Source organism: Streptomyces sp. NPDC058683 (assembly GCF_042716195.1).
Taxonomy (GTDB): domain Bacteria; phylum Actinomycetota; class Actinomycetes; order Streptomycetales; family Streptomycetaceae; genus Streptomyces.
The window spans coordinates 282,709-302,756 of the sequence record NZ_JBHXSK010000004.1; the positions used below are offsets into that span (position 1 = coordinate 282,709).

The 20,048-nt window shown below is 68.5% G+C and carries 18 protein-coding genes; 9 read left to right on the forward strand and 9 right to left on the reverse strand.

Annotated features, from left to right (window positions below; translation table 11 throughout):
* Nucleotides 1-26: 26 nt before the first annotated feature.
* From gnd to dnaA, 3 genes are all read right to left on the reverse strand, one after another.
* Nucleotides 27-902 carry a phosphogluconate dehydrogenase (NAD(+)-dependent, decarboxylating) gene (gene gnd / locus ACFWXC_RS06705; RefSeq protein WP_384474105.1) on the reverse strand — a complete coding sequence of 292 codons (876 nt, stop codon included), beginning with the start codon at nt 900-902 and terminating at the stop codon, nt 27-29.
* A gap of 185 nt (nt 903-1,087) precedes the next feature.
* Nucleotides 1,088-2,218, reverse strand: coding sequence for a DNA polymerase III subunit beta (gene dnaN, locus ACFWXC_RS06710; RefSeq protein WP_351695869.1), 1,131 nt, complete (start codon nt 2,216-2,218; stop codon nt 1,088-1,090).
* Between the two features lie 931 nt (nt 2,219-3,149).
* The gene (gene dnaA / locus ACFWXC_RS06715; RefSeq protein ID WP_384474108.1) at nt 3,150-5,090 is read right to left on the reverse strand and encodes a chromosomal replication initiator protein DnaA; all 1,941 of its coding nucleotides are present in this window, start codon (nt 5,088-5,090) and stop codon (nt 3,150-3,152) included.
* Nucleotides 5,091-5,464: 374 nt separating this feature from the next.
* On the opposite strand from dnaA, the gene rpmH reads away from it, so the two are divergent.
* The 9 genes from rpmH to ACFWXC_RS06760 all read left to right on the forward strand — a co-directional run bounded on the left by rpmH (nt 5,465) and on the right by ACFWXC_RS06760 (nt 12,527).
* Nucleotides 5,465-5,602, forward strand: coding sequence for a 50S ribosomal protein L34 (rpmH, locus tag ACFWXC_RS06720; RefSeq protein ID WP_360480780.1), 138 nt, complete (start codon nt 5,465-5,467; stop codon nt 5,600-5,602).
* 21 nt (nt 5,603-5,623) lie between these two features.
* On the forward strand, nt 5,624-5,995 hold the full coding sequence (gene rnpA / locus ACFWXC_RS06725) for a ribonuclease P protein component (protein ID WP_362727684.1): 372 nt from the start codon (nt 5,624-5,626) through the stop codon (nt 5,993-5,995).
* Nucleotides 5,992-6,357, forward strand: a complete 366-nt coding sequence (gene yidD / locus ACFWXC_RS06730) for a membrane protein insertion efficiency factor YidD (protein ID WP_384474111.1) — start codon at nt 5,992-5,994, stop codon at nt 6,355-6,357. Before rnpA ends, yidD begins: the two co-directional genes overlap by 4 nt.
* A gap of 3 nt (nt 6,358-6,360) precedes the next feature.
* Nucleotides 6,361-7,683 carry a membrane protein insertase YidC gene (gene yidC / locus ACFWXC_RS06735; RefSeq protein WP_384474114.1) on the forward strand — a complete coding sequence of 441 codons (1,323 nt, stop codon included), beginning with the start codon at nt 6,361-6,363 and terminating at the stop codon, nt 7,681-7,683.
* A 15-nt stretch (nt 7,684-7,698) separates the two neighbouring features.
* Nucleotides 7,699-8,208, forward strand: a complete 510-nt coding sequence (locus tag ACFWXC_RS06740; protein ID WP_384474117.1) for a protein jag — start codon at nt 7,699-7,701, stop codon at nt 8,206-8,208.
* Nucleotides 8,209-8,325: 117 nt separating this feature from the next.
* Entirely contained in the window at nt 8,326-9,042 is a 717-nt protein-coding gene (gene rsmG / locus ACFWXC_RS06745) for a 16S rRNA (guanine(527)-N(7))-methyltransferase RsmG (RefSeq protein ID WP_365797497.1), read from the forward strand.
* A gap of 295 nt (nt 9,043-9,337) precedes the next feature.
* Nucleotides 9,338-10,411 carry a ParA family protein gene (locus tag ACFWXC_RS06750; RefSeq protein WP_384474198.1) on the forward strand — a complete coding sequence of 358 codons (1,074 nt, stop codon included), beginning with the start codon at nt 9,338-9,340 and terminating at the stop codon, nt 10,409-10,411.
* Nucleotides 10,408-11,520 (forward strand): ParB/RepB/Spo0J family partition protein, encoded by a 1,113-nt coding sequence (locus ACFWXC_RS06755; protein WP_384474121.1) that lies wholly within the window; start codon nt 10,408-10,410, stop codon nt 11,518-11,520. The genes ACFWXC_RS06750 and ACFWXC_RS06755 overlap by 4 nt, the downstream gene beginning before the upstream one ends.
* Before the next feature lie 389 nt (nt 11,521-11,909).
* A complete protein-coding gene (locus ACFWXC_RS06760) occupies nt 11,910-12,527 on the forward strand; it encodes a GNAT family N-acetyltransferase (protein WP_384474125.1) in 618 nt (205 codons plus the stop codon).
* A gap of 83 nt (nt 12,528-12,610) precedes the next feature.
* Here the strand turns inward: ACFWXC_RS06760 and trxA are convergent, their stop codons facing one another.
* The 6 genes from trxA to murJ all read right to left on the reverse strand — a co-directional run bounded on the left by trxA (nt 12,611) and on the right by murJ (nt 20,037).
* The gene (trxA, locus tag ACFWXC_RS06765) at nt 12,611-12,943 is read right to left on the reverse strand and encodes a thioredoxin (RefSeq protein ID WP_384474128.1); all 333 of its coding nucleotides are present in this window, start codon (nt 12,941-12,943) and stop codon (nt 12,611-12,613) included.
* Between the two features lie 47 nt (nt 12,944-12,990).
* Nucleotides 12,991-13,959, reverse strand: a complete 969-nt coding sequence (gene trxB / locus ACFWXC_RS06770) for a thioredoxin-disulfide reductase (protein ID WP_384474132.1) — start codon at nt 13,957-13,959, stop codon at nt 12,991-12,993.
* Nucleotides 13,960-14,152: 193 nt separating this feature from the next.
* The gene (locus ACFWXC_RS06775) at nt 14,153-15,067 is read right to left on the reverse strand and encodes an anti-sigma factor family protein (RefSeq protein ID WP_384474135.1); all 915 of its coding nucleotides are present in this window, start codon (nt 15,065-15,067) and stop codon (nt 14,153-14,155) included.
* Nucleotides 15,064-15,789 carry an RNA polymerase sigma factor SigM gene (gene sigM, locus ACFWXC_RS06780; RefSeq protein WP_384474138.1) on the reverse strand — a complete coding sequence of 242 codons (726 nt, stop codon included), beginning with the start codon at nt 15,787-15,789 and terminating at the stop codon, nt 15,064-15,066. The genes ACFWXC_RS06775 and sigM overlap by 4 nt, the downstream gene beginning before the upstream one ends.
* A 49-nt stretch (nt 15,790-15,838) precedes the next feature.
* On the reverse strand, nt 15,839-17,560 hold the full coding sequence (locus tag ACFWXC_RS06785; protein WP_384474142.1) for a protein kinase family protein: 1,722 nt from the start codon (nt 17,558-17,560) through the stop codon (nt 15,839-15,841).
* 119 nt (nt 17,561-17,679) lie between these two features.
* Nucleotides 17,680-20,037 carry a murein biosynthesis integral membrane protein MurJ gene (gene murJ, locus ACFWXC_RS06790; RefSeq protein ID WP_384474145.1) on the reverse strand — a complete coding sequence of 786 codons (2,358 nt, stop codon included), beginning with the start codon at nt 20,035-20,037 and terminating at the stop codon, nt 17,680-17,682.
* Nucleotides 20,038-20,048 lie beyond the last annotated feature (11 nt).

Here is a 20,048-nt window from a genome sequence, read left to right on the forward strand (position 1 = left end):
CCTCCCCGTGACCTGCTACTTCGTCTCTACTTCGCCTCTACGGCGTGGCCGCCGAACTGGTTGCGCAGCGCGGCGATCATCTTCATCTGCGGCGAGTCCTCCTGACGGGAGGCGAACCGCGCGAACAGCGAGGCGGTGATCGCGGGCAGCGGCACCGCGTTGTCTATCGCGGCCTCCACAGTCCACCGGCCCTCGCCGGAGTCCTGTGCATAACCCTTCAGCTGGTCCAGGTGCTCGTCCCCGTCGAGGGCGTTCACCGCGAGGTCGAGCAGCCAGGAACGGATGACCGTCCCTTCCTGCCAGGAGCGGAAGACCTCGCGCACGTCCGTGACGGAGTCGACCTTCTCCAGGAGCTCCCAGCCTTCAGCGTAGGCCTGCATCATCGCGTACTCGATGCCGTTGTGGACCATCTTCGCGAAGTGGCCCGCGCCCACCTTGCCGGCGTGCACCGCACCGAAGTCGCCCTTCGGCTTGAGCGCGTCGAAGACCGGCCGCACCTTCTCGACGTGCTCGGCGTCGCCGCCGTACATCAGCGCGTAGCCGTTCTCCAGGCCCCAGACACCGCCGGAGACCCCGCAGTCGACGAAGCCGATGCCCTTGGCGGCCAGCTCCTCGGCGTGCCTTTCGTCGTCCGTCCAGCGGGAGTTGCCGCCGTCGACGACCACGTCACCGGGCTCAAGCAGCTCGGCCAGCTCGTCGATCGTGGACTGGGTCGGCGCCCCGGCCGGGACCATCACCCACACCACACGAGGCCCGCTGAGCTTGCCCACAAGCTCTTCCAGGCTGTGGACGTCGGCGAGGTCCGGGTTGCGGTCGTATCCGACGACGGTGTGGCCCGCGCGGCGGATCCGCTCGCGCATGTTGCCGCCCATCTTGCCGAGGCCGACGAGACCGAGCTCCATCAGTTGGTTCCTTAGGTTGCGGTGTGGCAGGAGAGGCACTTTCGTGCCGCGCCCGAGCCTAATCGCGACCCTTTGTGCACAGTTGTGGGCTCAGCCGCTCACCTGGGGAAACCCACCCGGGCACAGCGCCGGCCACCCACAGGAAGGCGGCGGCACTGTGCACAGCTGTGGACAACGTCGGCTGCTCAGCCGCTCAGCCGCACCGGCATGATCAGGTACTTGTACGCCTCGTCCGCCTCCGCGTCGAGCGCCGGCTTCCCGCTCAGCAACGCGGGCTTCGTGGACGTCGTGAACGACAGCTGGGCCACCGGCGAGTCGATCGCGCTCAGACCGTCCAGCAGGAAGGTCGGGTTGAAGGCGATCGAGACGTCGTCGCCCTCGAGCTGCGCGTCCACCCTTTCCACAGCCTGTGCGTCGTCGCTGGAACCCGCCTCCAGGATCAGCACGCCCTGCTCGAAGCTGAGCCGCACCGGGGTGTTCCGCTCGGCCACCAGCGCGACACGCTTGACGGCCTCCACGAAGGGGGCGGTCTCGATCACGGCCACGGAGTTGAACTCGGTCGGGAACAGCGAGCGGTACTTCGGCAGGTCGCCTTCGAGGAGCCGCGTGGTGGTGCGTCGGCCGGCGCCCTCGAAACCGATGAGCCCCTCGCCGGCGCCCGAGCCGGACAGCGCCAGGATCACGCTGTCGCCGCTCGTAAGGGCCTTGGCGGTGTCCAGGAGCGTCTTGGCGGGCACCAGGGCCACCGCGGACGCCTCGGGGTTCTCCGGCTTCCACAGGAACTCACGGACCGCGAAGCGGTAGCGGTCGGTGGAGGCCAGGGTGACCGTGTCGCCCTCGATCTCGATCCGCACACCGGTCAGCACCGGCAGCGTGTCGTCACGCCCGGCCGCGATGGCCACCTGGGAGACGGCGGAGGCGAAGACCTCGCCGGGGACGGTGCCCGTCGCGTTCGGCATCTGCGGCAGCGAGGGGTACTCCTCCACCGGCAGGGTGTGCAGCGTGAACCGGGACGATCCACAGACCACCGTGGCCCGTACACCGTCTGTGGAAATCTCCACCGGCCGGTTGGGCAGGGCACGGCAGATGTCGGCGAGCAGCCGGCCCGAGACCAGGACCGTGCCCTCCTCCTCGACCTCGGTCTCGACGCTGACCCGCGCGGAGACCTCGTAGTCGAAGCTGGACAGGCTCAGCTGGCCGTCCTCGGCCTTCAGCAGCAGGCCGGCGAGGACCGGCGCCGGCGGACGGGCCGGGAGGCTGCGTGCCGCCCAGGCCACTGCCTCCGCGAGTACGTCGCGTTCCACCCGGATCTTCACCGTAAGCCCGCCTCCTGCTGTTGCCGGGGCTTCTCGCCCTGCTGCGTCTTCGTCGTCTGACTCGGTGTCGTGAGCCCCGGGGAGGGGAAGAACACCGGGGACCAGTCTGACGCACCGCACTGACAGCTGGTGCCCGTCGAGGTCAAGTCGTGACGAGGCGCGGTCAGAGGCCGAAGAGCGAGTTGTGCACAGGGCCCTCTTCGAAACGGATTCCCAGCTCTCTCTAGTTGGAAGTAGTAGTAGGGGCTGTGGATACCGTGGATAACCCCGTTTTCCCAGCTCAGAGGCCAGATTTTGTCCACTGCCCCTGTGGGTTAAGCCGGTGGACAACCAGGTGTCTCTGTGGAGAACAGAAAGTTCTGCACACACCGTGCACAGCCCGGGGCGACTTCTCCCCAGCGCCGTCCCCAGCTTTACCCACCTTTCCCACAGGCCAACCCGGCAGCTTTGTGTGACGCCTTTCACTCGACACGGTGAGCAGGCGCGTCACGTTGCCGAACAGTGGACAGCCGTGTGGAGAAGCCGGGGATCGCTGGGGACAACCACCCCTCAGCCTGTGAGGTACCGGTGGACAACTTCATACACAGGCTGTGGATGCCTTCCTCGTCCACAGCCTGTGGAGATCCGTCGTCCACGATTCCACAGGCCCCTGAGCTGGCCCGATGCATTTTCACCGGCCGGCCTGTGGACGACGTTCGGGACAACTTCGCAGTCCCCAGGGTGTGGACGCAAGAAAGTCGGCAAATCTGTGGAGGACGCCCGTAACCCGGGCGGTATTCGAACAGCGGACCTCGCTGGAGCGTCCCGAAGGGGCGCGGGGAACTGCGCGAGCAACCACAGACGGACCCGCGGCGACCCCCTGCCGAACCACCCCAGAACGCCAGAAGGCGCCCCCGGGATCTCTCCCGAGGGCGCCCTGAACGCCGTGGAACTAGCCGTTCTTGATGCGGTTGGTCAGCTCCGTCACCTGGTTGTAGATCGACCGCCGCTCCGCCATCAACGCCCGGATCTTCCGGTCGGCGTGCATCACGGTCGTGTGGTCCCGGTTGCCGAACTGCGCCCCGATCTTGGGCAGGGACAGGTCCGTGAGCTCTCGGCACAGGTACATGGCGATCTGCCGCGCGGTGACCAGCTGCCGGCCGCGCGAGCTGCCGCAGAGGTCGTCGACCGTGAGGCCGAAGTAGTCGGCGGTCGCCGCCATGATCGCCGTCGCGCTGATCTCCGGCGTCGAGTCCTGGCCCCCGGGGATCAGGTCCTTGAGGACGATCTCGGTCAGGCCGAGATCGACCGGCTGCCGGTTGAGCGACGCGAACGCCGTCACCCGGATCAGCGCGCCCTCCAGCTCACGGATGTTGCGCGAGATACGGGAGGCGATGAACTCCAGTACCTCCGGCGGCGCGTTGAGCTGCTCCTGCACCGCCTTCTTGCGGAGGATCGCGATGCGCGTCTCCAGTTCCGGCGGCTGGACGTCGGTGATCAGACCCCACTCGAAACGGTTCCGCAGCCGGTCCTCCAGGGTGACCAGCTGCTTGGGCGGCCGGTCGCTGGAGAGCACGATCTGCTTGTTCGCGTTGTGGAGCGTGTTGAAGGTGTGGAAGAACTCCTCCTGCGTCGACTCCTTGTCCGCGAGGAACTGGATGTCGTCGACGAGCAGGATGTCCATCTCGCGGTAGCGCTTGCGGAAGCTGTCGCCCTTGCCGTCGCGGATCGAGTTGATGAACTCGTTGGTGAACTCCTCCGAGCTCACGTAGCGCACCCGGGTGCCCGGGTACAGGCTCCGCGCGTAGTGCCCGATCGCATGCAGCAGGTGCGTCTTGCCGAGCCCCGACTCCCCATAGATGAAGAGGGGGTTGTAGGCCTTCGCGGGCGCCTCGGCGACGGCGACCGCGGCCGCGTGCGCGAAGCGGTTGGACGCGCCGATGACGAAGGTGTCGAAGAGGTACTTGGGGTTGAGGCGGGCGGTCGGTTCGCCGGGACCCGACGCAGGTGCGGGCTTGGCGCCCAGCGGTCCGGGCGCGCCGGTGGCGGCCGGCAGGTCCGGGCGTCCCGGACCGCCCCGGCGGCCCTGGCCCGGTCCGCCCGGGGGCTCGGACCGGTCGCGGCGGCCGGTGTCCCGCTGGTCGTAGTCGGCACGGTCGTAGTCGGACCGTTCGTATTCGGGTCGGTCGTAGTCGGGGCGCTGCGGTTCGTACTCCGTGCGCTGCTGCTCGTACGGCGGCCGGTCCATCGGCTGCTGGGGCCGGTACTCCTGGGAGTAGGAGTCGCCGTAGCCGTCCGAGCGGTAGGTGTCCTGCGACGGTGAGGCGTAGGGGTCGCGTTCGGGGAAGCCGAGGCGGGGCTGCTGCCAGCCGTATTCGTCCTGCCCCGGGCGGGGCCAGGCGCCGGGTTCGGGGCGCTGGTACTCGGAGGGGTAGGCCGGCCGGGCGGTGGGAAGCTGATCGCCGCGCGGGGGCGGCAGCTGGTCGCGGCCGCCCTGCTCGGGCGGGTGGTCGGCGCGGTGCCGGCCGTATCCGCCGTCGTACTGCGGTGAGGGGAGTTCGGGCTCTTCGTAGCGCTGTGGCTGCACGGGGGGTGCGGGCGGGGTCGGGGGTTCGCCCGCGGACTCGTCCACGGTGATCGCGATCCGGATCGGGCGTCCGCACTCGCGGCTCAGCGTCTCGCTGACGATGGGCGCGAGGCGGCCCTCCAGCACGTTCTTCGCGAATTCGTTCGGTACCGCGAGCAGGGCGGTGTCCGCGACCAGGGCGAGTGGCTGGCAGCGCCGGATCCAGTGTTCGTCCTTGCCCTCCACACCCTGACCGCGGCCCTCACCGAGGAGCTGCTCCAGTACTCGTGGCCACACTGCGGCAAGATCGGCAGGTACGTCAGCCACAGGGCACGCTCTCTCACAGGTCCCACGAACGTGTGGTTCGAGGACGGGTCGGGATGAATATCGGGTCGGGCGGGGATAAAGGAACGAATCGGAGTTCAGCCACGGTAGTCAGCGTGGCGGGTGCGGTTCAAGTTGTTGTCCCCAGCCTGTGGATAGTGTCTCTCGGTCACTGCTGGTTTGACCGAATGGCGTAGCCCCGCGTACCGTAACCAGGTCGAGTTGTCGATGGCTGCTGCCGCCTGCCTCCGATGGGCACAGATCGCTGAAGGTGATCGGGAAGCGGTGCACTCGGGCGTGATGCGAGCTACTCGTGGGCGCACGGTGACAGCCAAGACGGCACCCGCCACACCCAATTTGATTTCTGGAGCCCCCGAGTGAGCAAGCGCACCTTCCAGCCGAACAACCGTCGTCGCGCGAAGACCCACGGCTTCCGCCTGCGGATGCGCACCCGTGCCGGCCGCGCGATTCTGTCGAACCGCCGCAGCAAGGGTCGCGCCAGCCTGTCCGCCTGATTCTGATCAGGTCATGACGTCGTGCTGCCTACCGAGCATCGGCTGAGGCGGCGCGAGGACTTCGCGACCGCAGTACGACGGGGTCGCCGGGCCGGCCGCCCGTCCCTCGTCGTCCACCTTCGTAGCGGTGCCACGGACCCGCACGCGCCTGGGGAGAGCGCTCCCTCGACGCGTGCGGGTTTCGTCGTGAGCAAAGCAGTGGGTGGCGCGGTCGTGCGCAACAAGGTCAAGCGCAGACTGCGTCACTTGATGCGTGACCGAGTCGCCCTGTTCCCCCCCGGTAGCCTGGTAGTCGTACGAGCGCTGCCCGGAGCGGGCGACGCCGACCATGGACAGCTGGCCCGAGACCTGGACGCCGCCATCGAGCGGCTACTGGGAGGGGGCGCGCGATGAAGTACCCACTGCTGGCTCTGATCAAGCTCTACCAGTGGACGATCAGTCCGTTGCTGGGGCCGGTGTGCAAGTACTACCCGTCGTGCTCCCACTACGGCTACACAGCCATTGACCGGCACGGTGCGATCAAGGGGACGGCGCTCACTGCCTGGCGCATCCTGCGGTGCAATCCGTGGTCGCTCGGCGGTGTGGATCATGTTCCTCCGCGTAAGCGACCGCGGTGGCACGAAATGTTGCGTGACGCCTGGCGTGCACGCAAGGGCGGGCCCTCCGCCGCCGAACCGGCCACCGAGGAGAAGCTTGCTTCCGAGCTTCCTTCGAGCCCGGCCGCAGAGACTTCGTCCCATGCCCAAGGAGCATGATTAGTGGACACGATTGCCAGCTTTTTCAGCTTCATCACGACACCCGTTTCATGGGTCATCGTCCAGTTCCACTCGGTGTACGGGACGATCTTCGGTCCCGACACGGGGTGGGCCTGGGGCTTGTCCATCGTGTCTCTGGTGATCCTGATCCGCATCTGCCTGATCCCGCTCTTCGTGAAGCAGATCAAGGCGACCCGGGCCATGCAGACGCTGCAGCCTGAGATGAAGAAGATCCAGGAGCGCTACAAGAACGACAAGCAGCGTCAGTCCGAAGAGATGATGAAGCTGTACAAGGAGTCGGGTACCAACCCGCTCTCCTCGTGCCTTCCCATCCTCGCGCAGTCGCCGTTCTTCTTCGCCCTGTACCACGTGCTCAACGGCATCGCGACGGGCTCGACGATCGGCGTCATCAACGAGTCACTGCTCGCCAGCGCCCGTAAGGCGCACATCTTCGGTGCCCCGCTCGCCGCGAAGTTCACGGACGGGTCGTCGAAGGTGGAGGCGCTCGGCGCTTCCCTGACCGATGTCCGGGTCGTCACCGCGATCATGATCGTCCTGATGTCGGCGTCGCAGTTCTACACGCAGCGTCAGCTGATGACGAAGAACGTCGACACCACCGTGAAGACGCCGTTCATGCAGCAGCAGAAGATGCTGATGTATGTCTTCCCGGTCATGTTCGCCGTCTTCGGCATCAACTTCCCGGTCGGTGTCCTCGTCTACTGGCTGACCACCAACGTGTGGACCATGGGCCAGCAGATGTACGTCATCCGCAACAACCCGACCCCGGGTTCCAAGGCCCAGGCCGCCTACCTGGAGCGCCTGACCAAGCACGTCGCGCACCACGGCAAGGCCCGTAAGCGCAGCGAGCGCACCATCATCAAGGCGATCGTCGCCAAGGGCCGGGACCGCAACGAGTTCGAGCGCAAGTTCATCAACGGGCTGACCAAGGCGGGCCTCGTGGCCCAGACCGACGGCGCCGTGGTGAAGGGCGAGGCTCAGGCCGTCGCGGGAGCCGAGGACGGCGTCGCGACCACCACCGGTGCGGCCAAGCGCCAGCAGCCCAAGCGCCAGACCAAGTCCCAGCGGCAGTCCGGCACCGCGAAGGCGGCCGGCGAGCAGGCGGCTTCCGCCGAGAAGGAAGACTCCGCCGAGAAGGAGGACTCCGCCGAGCCGACGACCTCGCTGGAGAAGTCCGACGAGCCGCAGGACGCCAAGCCGGCCGCCCAGCAGCAGCCCCCGAAGGGCGGTTCCAACGGTCGCAGCAGGGCCCAGTCCGGTCAGCGCAAGGGCGGTCCGCAGCGCCCCAAGTCCCCGTCCAAGAAGTAAGAAGGAGCCCATCCCGTGACGGAAGGCACCACCTCCGCTGCCGAGGGTGCAGACACCCTGACCCGCCTGGAGCAGGAGGGCGAGATCGCGGCGGACTACCTCGAGGGTCTGCTGGACATCGCCGACCTCGACGGCGACATCGACATGGATGTCGAAGCCGACCGCGCCTCCGTGTCGATCATCAGCGACGCGAGCGGCCGCGACCTGCAGAAGCTGGTCGGCCGTGACGGCGAGGTGCTGGAGGCGCTTCAGGAGCTGACCCGCCTGGCCGTGCACCGGGAGACCGGTGATCGCAGTCGGCTGATGCTCGACATCGCGGGCTACCGCGCCAAGAAGCGCGCCGAGCTCTCCGAGCTGGGTGCCAAGGCCGCGGCCGAGGTGAAGAGCACCGGCGAGCCCGTGAAGCTCAAGCCGATGAGCCCGTTCGAGCGCAAGGTCGTGCACGACGCGGTCAAGTCGGCCGGACTGCGCAGCGAGTCGGAGGGCGAGGAGCCGCAGCGGTTCGTCGTCGTGCTGCCCGCCTGATCGGTCTCCCCGTTTCACCGGCCCCGTCTGTTGAGCAGGCGGGGCCGAACTTTGTCAGCCTGGTAGTTCTGGTGGCCGGTGCGTGGAGCGCCGGCGCTGTACGGAAGGACGGTCCCCGTGACGGAGGCTGCGGAGCTCCCCCCGGCGCCTGAGCAGGCGCGGGAAGTGTTCGGCGAGCGCTACGCCGATGCGGTCCGCTATGCGGAGCTGCTCGCCGAGGCAGGCGTCCAGCGTGGTCTGATCGGCCCACGGGAGGTACCTCGCCTGTGGGAGCGGCACCTGCTGAACTGCGCGGTGCTCTCCGAGGCCGTCCCCGAAGGGGTGACGGTGTGCGATGTAGGCTCCGGTGCCGGCCTGCCGGGCATTCCGCTGGCGCTGGTCAGGGAAGACCTCAACATCACGCTGCTGGAGCCGCTGCTGCGGCGCACCAACTTCCTGACCGAGGTCGTCGAACTGCTGGGCCTGGACCATGTGACCGTCGTGCGCGGCCGTGCTGAGGAGGTCATGGGCAAGCTGCCTCCGGTGCATGTGGTGACGGCGCGTGCCGTGGCCCCGCTGGACCGGCTGGCCACCTGGGGCATCCCGCTGCTGCGTCCCTACGGCGAGATGCTCGCCCTGAAGGGGGACACGGCGGAGGAGGAGCTGAAGGCTGCGGCCACCGCCCTCACCAAGCTCGGCGCGGTGTCCACGTCCATCCTGCACGTGGGTGAGGGCGTAGTGGACCCGCCGTCCACCGTCGTGCGGGTGGAGGTCGGGGAGAGCCCGGGGGGTGTGCGCTTCGCGGCGAAGCGGGCGAAGGCGGCTCGTACGGGCCGGGCGCGTAGGCGCCGCTGATCCGTCCTGACGACCAGACGTACTCCACACAAGCTGCCAAACCTACGCATGACGGAGTGTCGCGGCTTTTCGGTACTGCTCGCTGTGCATCGTGTTTCACGTGAAACGTCGCTCACTGTTGCACGGCATCATCGGCCGGGGCCGCGCTGCGGAACCGCGCGACCGAAAACCCCTCGGCTCCCTCAGGGAAGGGTCCTCTGGTGACACTCCGTCCCTCCTGCGGGGCAGGGAGTTGTCCACAGTGGTGGATTTCTCCACAGAAGAACAGGCCTCACTGGTTCGCGACCCCGAAGGCATGGGAGGCTCTGTTCATTGCGAGCCTGAAGTCGAGGAGAGTGAATCCTTGCGGTCCGACGCCAACATCGCGGGACCGATGACCGATCCGGTCCCCGGTCCCCGTACCGAGTCGATGGGGGCGGATGTTTCACGTGAAACACCGCCTCCGATGGACGACACTCCCATCGGTCGTGCTGCCCAACTGGCGGTGGAGGCTCTGGGCCGTGCCGGCGAAGGCCTGCCACGTCCGGAGCAGACCAGAGTCATGGTGGTCGCCAACCAGAAGGGCGGTGTGGGCAAGACGACGACGACCGTCAACCTTGCCGCATCGCTGGCACTCCACGGTGCCCGCGTCCTGGTGATCGACCTCGACCCACAGGGCAATGCCTCCACCGCGCTGGGAATCGATCATCACGCCGAAGTTCCGTCCATCTACGACGTGTTGGTCGAGAGCAAGCCGCTGGCCGAGGTCGTCCAGCCGGTGGTGGACGTCGAAGGCCTCTTCTGTGCCCCCGCCACCATCGATCTCGCCGGTGCGGAGATCGAGCTGGTGTCCCTGGTGGCACGTGAGAGCCGACTTCAGCGGGCGATCCAGGCGTACGAGCAGCCGCTGGACTACATCCTCATCGACTGCCCGCCCTCGCTCGGCCTGCTGACGGTCAACGCGCTGGTCGCGGGCGCTGAGGTGCTCATCCCGATCCAGTGCGAGTACTACGCTCTGGAAGGCCTCGGGCAGCTGCTGCGCAACGTCGACCTGGTGCGGGGGCACCTCAACCCCACACTGCATGTGTCGACCATCCTGCTCACCATGTACGACGGCCGGACGCGTCTTGCTTCCCAGGTCGCGGACGAGGTGCGCAGCCACTTCGGCGACGAGGTGTTGCGGACGAGCATTCCCCGCTCGGTCCGTATCTCCGAGGCGCCGAGCTATGGGCAGACGGTACTGACCTACGATCCTGGATCGAGTGGTGCCCTCTCCTATCTTGAGGCGGCCCGAGAAATCGCGCTCAAGGGCATCGGCGTCGGCTACGACCCGACGCAGGCCCACATTGGCGCACAGAGCAATCCGAGCATGGTGGAGGGGATCCAGTGAGCGAGCGACGGAGGGGGCTGGGGCGTGGTCTCGGCGCGCTGATCCCAGCTGCCCCGACAGAGAAGACCCCGGCCCAGACAGCGGTGGGCGGTACGGGATCTTCGTCCCCCGCAGTGGTCCCGGTGCTGACGACCGACCGTGGGGTCGCCGCCGCCAAGGTGACGACGTTGCCGGCTGTTTCACATGAAACCGAGGAGCCGTCGGTCTTCGGTGTGGCTCCGGAAGTGCCGCCTTCCCCGGTAGGCGCCCACTTCGCGGAGATCCCCCTTGACGACATCTCGCCGAACCCGCGCCAGCCGCGCGAGGTCTTCGACGAGGACGCACTGCAGGAGCTGGTCACCTCCATCCAGGAGGTGGGCCTCCTCCAGCCGGTCGTCGTACGCCAGCTGGGTCCCTCGCGCTATGAGCTCATCATGGGCGAGCGGCGCTGGCGGGCCTGCCGTGAGGCCGGCCTGGAGGCGATCCCGGCGATCGTCCGGGCGACGGACGACGAGAAGCTCCTCCTGGACGCACTGCTGGAGAACCTCCACCGCGCCCAGCTGAACCCGCTGGAAGAGGCCGCCGCCTACGACCAGCTGCTGAAGGACTTCAACTGCACGCACGACCAGCTGGCCGACCGCATCGGGCGCTCCCGTCCGCAGGTCTCCAACACGCTGCGGCTGCTGAAGCTCTCGCCGGCTGTCCAGCGCCGGGTCGCCGCCGGAGTCCTGTCGGCCGGGCACGCCCGGGCGCTGCTCTCCGTCGATGACTCGGAGGAGCAGGACCGGCTGGCCCACCGGATCGTGGCCGAGGGGCTTTCGGTGCGGGCTGTCGAGGAGATCGTGACCCTCATGGGCTCGCGGCCGCAGACACCGGCCCGTGCCAAGGGGCCGCGTGCGGGCGCCCGGGTCTCCCCGGCGCTGACCGACCTCGCTACCCGGCTCTCGGACCGCTTCGAGACGCGGGTGAAGGTGGACCTGGGTCAGAAGAAGGGCAAGATCACCGTCGAGTTCGCTTCGATGGAAGACCTTGAGCGGATCCTCGGCTCGCTCGCCCCGGGCGAGGGCCCGGTCCTCCACCAGGGGATCCACGACGGCGACTCCGCGGGTCCCGAGGAGTCCGAGGACTGACCACCCGGGGGCGCTCTGCCCGGGGCCGTGGCGGGTGTTTCTCGCCCGGGACCGGGTGTTCCCGCCCCGTCGGTGCCCCGTCGCTGCCCTGTCGCTAGAGCGGATCGTGTCCGGTGTGTACCGGAACACGATCCGCTCTTTGCTTTCAGGCGGTATCGATGGAATCGCTGTGTGGATACGATGCGGTCGGGTACGGCGATCCACCTGACAGCTGGCAGCACCTCTGAATGGGAGGCGGGAGCCATGCGATCGATGAGCCGCACCGGACTGGTGAGCGCAGGCCTGGGACTGGGCGCGACCGTCGGATTCGTCGGCAGTCTGCTCAGGGAACGCAGCGCTCTGACAGCCGCTCGCGACGCTGCGGGCGAAGAAAGCGAGGAACAGCCTTCATGGGGCGTCGGCTCGTACCGCTCACGCTGGACAACCTTCAGGACCTTCCCAAGCGCTGTCGCTCGTGTGTCTTCTGGGAACTGGATCCCGTCAGCGGCGAAGCAGCGGTAAGGGCGGGCACACCCGCGGTTGAGAAGGAGGCCTGGATCTCCGCCGTGCTGCTCGACTGGGGATCGTGCGGCCGGGTGGTGTATGTCGACGACGTACCTGTGGGCTTTGTGCTCTACGCACCGCCCGCCTACGTTCCGCGCTCCACGGCATTTCCCACGAGCCCGGTCTCACCCGACGCCGTCCAGCTCATCACCGGCTACATCATGCCCGGCTATCAGGGGCAGGGGCTCGGTCGCGTGATGGTTCAGACGGTCGCCAAGGATCTGTTGCGCCGGGGCTTCAAGGCGATCGAGGCATTCGGTGACGCCCGCTACAAGGAGCCGGCCTGTCTGCTGCCCGCCGACCACCTGCTGGCCGTGGGCTTCAAGACGGTCCGGCAGCACCCCACGCGTCCACGGATGCGGCTGGAGCTGCGGACAACGCTCTCCTGGAAGGAAGACGTGGAGCTGGCACTCGACCGGCTCCTGGGAGCCGTACAGAAGGAACCAGTGCTGCGGCCGCTCTGAGAGTGCCCTCGCAGTTGATCGAGGTCCTCAAAGCGAATGGGCCAACCCCGAGGGGTTGGCCCATTCGTGTTTCACGTGAAACGTCACTCGGCGATGTAGTCGTCGAGGTCGCGCAGGAGCGCAGCCTTCGGCTTGGCACCGACGATCGTCTTGGAGACCTCGCCGCCCTGGTACACGTTCAGGGTGGGGATCGACATGACGCCGTACTTCGCGGCCGTCGTCGGGTTCTCGTCGATGTTCAGCTTGACGATCTCGATCTTCTCGCCGTGCTCGGCGGCGATGGCCTCAAGAGACGGGGCGATCTGGCGGCACGGGCCGCACCACTCGGCCCAGAAGTCCACCAGGACGGGCTTGTCGCTCTTGAGGACGACCTCCTCGAAGTCGGCGTCGGTCACATGCTTCAGGGTGCCGGCCACGGCGGGCTCCTTTACTCGTTCGTGCGGTGAGGCGGAAGGGGGGATGATCAGACGGTGGTCTTCTCGAGCTCTGCCTTCTCCTCGTCCGCGAGGGCGGCGAGGAAACGCTCGGCGTCGAGAGCAGCGGAGCAGCCGGTACCGGCCGCGGTGATCGCCTGGCGGTAGGTGTGGTCCACCACGTCACCGGCGGCGAACACACCCGTCAGGTTGGTGTGCGTCGAGGGCGCGGCCACCTTCAGGTAGCCCTCCTCGTCCAGGTCCAGCTGGCCCTTGAACAGCTCGGTGCGCGGGTCATGGCCGATCGCGATGAACAGGCCCGTCACCGGCAGGTCCGAGAGCTCACCGGTCTTGACGTTGCGCAGCTTCAGACCGGCCAGCTTCTGCTCGCCCTGGACCTCGGCGATCTCGCTGTCCCAGGCGAACTTGATCTTCGGGTCGGCGAAGGCGCGCTCCTGCATCGCCTTGGAGGCGCGCAGGCTGTCCCGGCGGTGGACGATCGTCACGGACTTGGCGAACCGCGAGAGGAAGGTGGCCTCCTCCATTGCGGTGTCGCCGCCGCCGATCACCGCGATGTCCTGCTCCTTGAAGAAGAACCCGTCACAGGTGGCGCACCAGGAGACACCACGGCCGGAAAGGGCGTCCTCGTTCGGCAGACCCAGCTTGCGGTGCTGGGAGCCGGTGGTGACGATGACGGCCTTCGCCTTGTGGACCGTGCCGGCGGTGTCGGTGACGGTCTTGATCTCACCGGTCAGGTCGACGGAGACGACATCGTCCGGAATCAGTTCGGCACCGAAGCGCTCGGCCTGGGCGCGCATGTTGTCCATCAGGTCGGGACCCATGATGCCGTCGCGGAAGCCCGGGAAGTTCTCCACCTCGGTGGTGTTCATCAGCGCACCGCCGGCGGTGACGGCGCCCTCGAACACGAGGGGCTTCAGCGACGCGCGCGCGGTGTAGAGCGCCGCCGTGTAGCCGGCGGGCCCGGAGCCGATGATGATCACGTTTCGGACGTCGCTCACGGCTTGATTCCTCGTCTCTGGTCTACGTCAATTCGACCGGTGGGAGTTCTTGTCAGAAGCTCTCACCCCACCCAACGGATCCTACGGGGCGCGCATTCCCGGTGTGTCCGGGCACACGGGCATCCCACACCGTACGGATTTCCACGCCAGGGCGGGACGATGCATCCCTGCGCTCCCAGGGGTCCAGGACCACTCAGGGGCGTGCCACGGACTCCGTCAGCAGAACCTCGCCAGGGGAGGCCGACGACCGGCTGTCACACGTGGCATCGACGATGAAGACCGTCACCCGGGTGCTGTCGGAGGTATCGGGGAGGACGACGAGGAAGGCATCCTTCCCCTCGTACGTCCCCTTCTTCGCGCCAAGGACGTCGTCGTTCTGGCTGATGCCCTGGCGGACACACGGCGGCACCTGCGCCGAGGGCTGGATCCGGGTGGTGTAGGGCGAGTCGGTTGAGCCGGGCGAAGTGGCTTCGCCCTTGATTCCCAGGTCCGGCTTATTGGAGCCACGCAGGCCCGTCTTTGTGCCGAGGAGGTTCTCCACCTCTGTCGGGAGAGTGCTCTTGGAGAAGCCCGCGGCTGAGTTCGTCGGCTGGCCCTGCGCGGTCGTGGGCCCATCGCCGCCGAGTGACTGGAGGAAGAACGAACCGGCGCCCAGGACGGCCGCGGTGAGGACAGCTCCGAGAACGACGGTCCGACGGCGTCGGCCGCGTCCCTTTCCGTGCGCCTGTCCACGGTCCTGTCCGCGGTCCTTGCGGCCGGGACCGGTCGAAGCGCTCGACCGTCCGGCGGGACGGCCCACTGGTGGCGATGCGAGGGTCGATGTTTCACGTGAAACATGCGTCTCGGGTGCCGTGGCGTTCAGCAGTGCCTCAGCGGCGAGGGCGGCGTCGATCCGGCCCGCGACGTCAGCCGGCATACGCGACGGCCCCGGCACTGTGCCCAGCAGGCCCCGGATCTCCTCCAGCGAAGCGTGGACATCGGCACAGAGCTCGCACTCGTCCAGGTGCTGTCGCACCTCGGCGGTCCGGGCATCCGGGAGCAGGCCTTCGGTGAGGTCGGAGATCTCCGCGACGTCCGGGTGCCCGGTCGTGTCTGTCGTGGAAGTCACGCTCGCCCACCTCCGCCCTTCACTGCGGCTGAATCACTCGGCCCGGTCTCCTGCGAGCCCCCGTCCTGAGGTCTCGCTGCCGGTGGGACGGATGTCCCCTCCGCCCGGTTCCGTGCCGGGTCCGGCTCGTTCTCGTCGCCGGTGTTTTCCGGCCTCAGATGGGTGAGCAGCGGCAGGAGTCTGGCTCTGCCGCGGGCACAGCGGCTCTTCACCGTCCCCGTGGGTACGTCGAGCATCCGGGCCGCCTCCGCGACCGGATAGCCCTGCATGTCGACCAGGACGAGGGCAGCGCGCTGATCGTGCGGCAGCGTGCCGAGGGCTTCGATGAGCTGGCGGTGCAGATCGTTGCGCTCGGCCGGAGCGGAGGCCGATTCATGCGGCTCCAGCAACTGCTCCAGCCGCTCGGTGTCGTCGACGGGGGCGGTCTTCCGGGAGGCCGCCTTGCGGGCCCGGTCGAGGCAGGCGTTCACCGTGATCCGGTGCAGCCAGGTCGTGACGGCCGACTGGCCCCGGAAGGTGTGGGCGGCCCGGTAGGCGGACACCAGGGCGTCCTGGACGGCGTCAGCGGCCTCCTCGCGGTCTCCCAGGGTCCGCAGTGCGACCGCCCAGAGCCGGTCCCGATGCCGCCGCACGATCTCACCGAAGGCGTCGGGGTCACCTTCCACATGACGGGCGAGCAGGTCCTGATCGCTCACTCCGTCGTATCCGGCCCCCTCCGCCATCTGCCCCTCCGCCTTTGGTGCCTCCGCCTTCGGTGCCTGCGGTGAGACGTCAGCCTGTGAACTTCACTTCGGTGATGGCCTGCTTGTAGCCGGCCTGTGCGTACGCGGCGGGATCCGCACCGGACTTCGGTACGGCGGTCATCCACACGAGCACGTACTGGCTCTTCACCTTCTTGCTGACCTTCACCGTGGCGGTGTTCCCGGTGGTGGTGACACTGCCGATCTTCGTCATCGAGTCGATCGACCCCGGGGCCAACGAGTCGGCCGCGTACAACTCGACCGTCGTGTGATCGCCAGCGTAGCGAAGGGAGACCGTCCCCGTGGCGAGTTCCTTGGCGGAACCGAGGTCGTAGACGATTCCCACACCCGGCTTGTACGGCGCCAGCTCCGGGCCGGACACGAAGGTGTTCGTCCTCCAGAACGTCGAGGCGCTGCCGTCGTAGGTCTTCTGGACGTCGTTCGGATGCTGGGCCTCGCCCTCGGCGACGTACTCCTGGGCGTTCTGGATCTTTATCGCGGCTGCGGGTGCCGGGCTGGCGTTGTTCTTGTCGCCGTCGTCCGTCGTCTGGTTGTTGGTGGTGTCCCCGGACTTGTCGCCCTGGTGCATCAGGGCGTCCGCGAGCTGCCAGCTGCCCAGTCCCAGCGCGGCGATCAGCAGGGCGGAGACCGCCCACTTGAGGGCCTTGCCGGTACGGCTCTGGAGCGGGGGCGGCGGGGCCTGGAGGGGCTGCGCCATGCCGGGAGGCGTGGGGCGGCCGTAGGTGCCCTGCTGGTACGTGGTGCGCTGGTACTCGGGCGGTGCCGTGAACGACGGCTCCGGCGGGCGGATGCGGGGCATCTCGCCGATCGCCTTCACCAGCTCCTCCGGCGTGGTGCACGCGGACTCGTGGCGGGAGGCGGTGGCTCCGTCGTTGATCAGGGCCCGCATGGCGAGCTCCGACAGGCCGCGGTGGACACCGGCTCGCACCTGGTCGGGTGCGATCAGACCGACGTCCTTGGGCAGCCCCGGCAGACCGTAGGCATCGCTCTGGTACGGCCAGCGCTGGGTGAGCGCCGCATACAGCAGGGCGCCGATCGCCTCGGTGTCGGTGCGCTGCGGGGTGTCGGAACTGATGCCGCGCAGCGCCGCGTTCACCGCGAGGCCGCGGATACGCCACTGACCGGTGGAGGCGCGCAGCACGGCGTTGGGGTTGAGCCGGAGATGGGCCAGCCCCTCGCGGTGCGCGGCTGCCATCGCGGATGCGATCTGACTGACCATCTGGTACGCGTCGTGCGGGTCCAGCGGGCCGGCCGCGAGCAGCGCGGTCAGCTCGGTGGCGTCGGGCAGCCACTCGTGCACCACGTAGACGAGGTCGTTCTCCTCGACCGCGTCCAGGACCTGGACGAACCGGGGATCCCCGAGCAGTGCGGCAGAGCGGGCCGCGGCCAGCACGGCTCGGGTGCGCGCATGGTCGGACGGCAGGATGTGCACGCCGACGGCACGCCGCAGTTTCTCATCGACCGCACGCCAACTGCTGAATCCGTCCAGACGGGTGACGCACTCCTCAAGGCGGTAGCGTCTGGCGAGCTTGTGACCGCTGTGCAGTTCGGGAGGCAAAGCCTTCTTCCCTGGGCTCGCGGCCGTGCCGCTGCCCTGTGCCGATTCGCTGTCCGTGTCCCGCTCCGGGTTCTGGGCCACCCCGTCGGCCGTGGACTGCTCCGCCTTGGCGGTCAGCGGCTTGTCGCCGCTGTTGTCTGCCACGTCGACGGCAGCCGTGCTCCGTTCCGCCACCGTCGTTCCCTGCCTCCCCATCCGTTGCACGCTGTCCGACGCCGAAACCAATTGTGCCCACAGTCTGCCGCTATGCACGACACACGGCGACGGACGATGGTTGTGCGCGTACCCCTACCTCAGCGACCCAGACGCCCGCGCACCATACCCACGAGGGAGTTGAGCTCCTCGATCCGCATGCGGCGCGCGGCGACATAGAAGACGCCCAGCAGGACCGCTCCGCCGGCCATCAGCGCGGCGAAGGAACCGATCACGCCCTGCCCCAGAGTGTGGCCGATCGCGTAGCAGGCCGCACCGCTGAGCAGCGCGGCCGGTACGGAGGCGATGCACAGCCGCGCGTAGGTGCGGGTGACCTGGGAGCCGTCCAGGTCGCCGCCGAGCCGCTTGCGCAGCCGCTTCCAGGCGACACCCACGCCGATCGCGTAGGCGAGGCCGTAGGAGGCGGCCATGCCGGCCACCGCCCAGCGGGACGGCAGCAGGACGTAACACGCGACCGATGCGCCCGCGTTGACCACGGCGACGATGACCGTGTTGTAGAAGGGGGTGCGGGTGTCCTCGTAGGCGTAGAACGCGCGCAGGACGACGTACTGCACCGAGTAGGGGATCAGGCCGAGGCCGAAGGCCATCAGCATGAACCCCATGTTGGTGGCCTCGCTGGTGCCCGAGGAGCCGAAGATCAGGGTGCACATCGGGATGCCGAGTGCCACGAAACCGAAGGCGATGGGCACGATCGCCACGGCGGTGGTCCGCAGGCCCTGGGAGATGTCGTCGCGGACGGCGCCGGTGTCGTCCTCGGCGGCCGAGCGGGAGATCCGTGGCAGCAGGGCCGCCATCAGGGAGACCGTGATGATGGCCTGCGGCAGGCCCCAGATCAGCTGGGCGTTGGCGTAGGCGGCGAAGCCGGTGCCGTCGACCGGGGACTTCTTGCCGGCCGAGGTCGACAGCTGGGAGACGACGAGCGCGCCCGCCTGGTTGGCGAGGACGAACAGCACGGTCCACTTGGCGAGGGTGGCGGCCTTGCCGAGTCCGTGTCCCCTCCAGTCGAAGCGCAGCCGCATCCGGAAGCCGGTCTCGCGCAGGTAGGGGATCATCGCCAGGGCCTGGACCACGAGGCCGAGCAGCACGCCGAGGCCGAGCAGCCGCTGGCCCTCCGGCGGGATGGTGGTGACCTTCATGCCGGAGTGCGCGGCGGTGCCGTACACCCAGATGAACAGGCCGAGGGTGACGATGATGACGATGTTGTTGAGGACCGGGGTCCACATCATCGCGCCGAACTTGCCCCGCGCGTTGAGGATCTGACCCATCACCACGTGGATGCCCATGAAGAAGATCGAGGGCAGGAAGTAGCGGACGAAGGTGATGCCGACCTCGTTGGCCGCCGGGTCGCTGGCGACCGAGTCGGACAGCAGGCGGATCAGGAAGGGCGCGGCCGCGATCGTGGCCGCGGTGAGCAGGCCCAGCGCCACCATCACGAGGGTCAGCAGACGGTTGGCGAACGCCTCGCCGCCGTCCTCGTCCTCCTTCATGGCCCGCACCAGCTGGGGCACGAAGACGGAGTTGAGGCCGCCGCCGACGGTCAGGATGTAGATCATCGTCGGCAGCTGGTAGGCGACCTGGAACGTGTCGCCGAGCAGACCCACGCCCAGGGCGGAGACGATCAGCGCGGAGCGGACGAAACCCGTGAGGCGGGAGACCATCGTGCCCGCCGCCATCACGGCACTGGACTTCAGGAGCCCGGAGGCACGCCCGCCCTTCTTGGCCGCGGGGGCCGAGGGCGCAGCGGGGGCCGCCGGAGCGGCGGGCACCGGCTCGGCGGCGGGGGCCCCTGGTGCGGAAGGCGCCTGCGGGAACCGGGGGGCCGCGTACTGGCTCTGGGCGGCGGGGACCTGCGGCGACGACGGGTACTGACCCGTGGGCGGCGGGTACTGGCCGGCGGGGGGCGGGTACTGGCCCGATGACGGCGGGTACTGGCCCGCGGGGCCCGGAACGGACCGGGGGTCCGTCTGCGGGTTGCCGCTGCCCTGCTGCTGGTCCCGGAAGAGGTGCGCGAAGGCGTCCGGCTCGTGGCGCTCCTCACCGGAGTGCGTGACCAGATCGTCCACGCCCACGAACTGGGTCGTGCGCGGGTTGTCGCCGTACGGCAGGTACTGGGTCTGGCCCTCCGGCTCCGGCGGCGGGGTCTGGGCCCACACCTGCGGGTCCGGGGCGTACGGTGACTGCGCGGGCTGGCCGTACAGCGGCTGCTGCGGGTACATGCCCGGGGGCGGCGGGGGGTGCGCGGCGCGGTCGTAGAGCGCCTCGGCGACCGGGTCCTGGGCGGAGAGGTCCTGCGCCCGGTAGGGGTCCTGGTCGTAGGCGTCCTGGAGGTACATGTCAGCCGCGTGCTGCGGCGGGACCTGGCCGGCCTCCGGCGGCGGCTCGGGGTAGCCCGAACCGGCCGCGCCCTGGCCGCGTTCACCGTCGTACGGCGCGTTCATGGTTACCCCAC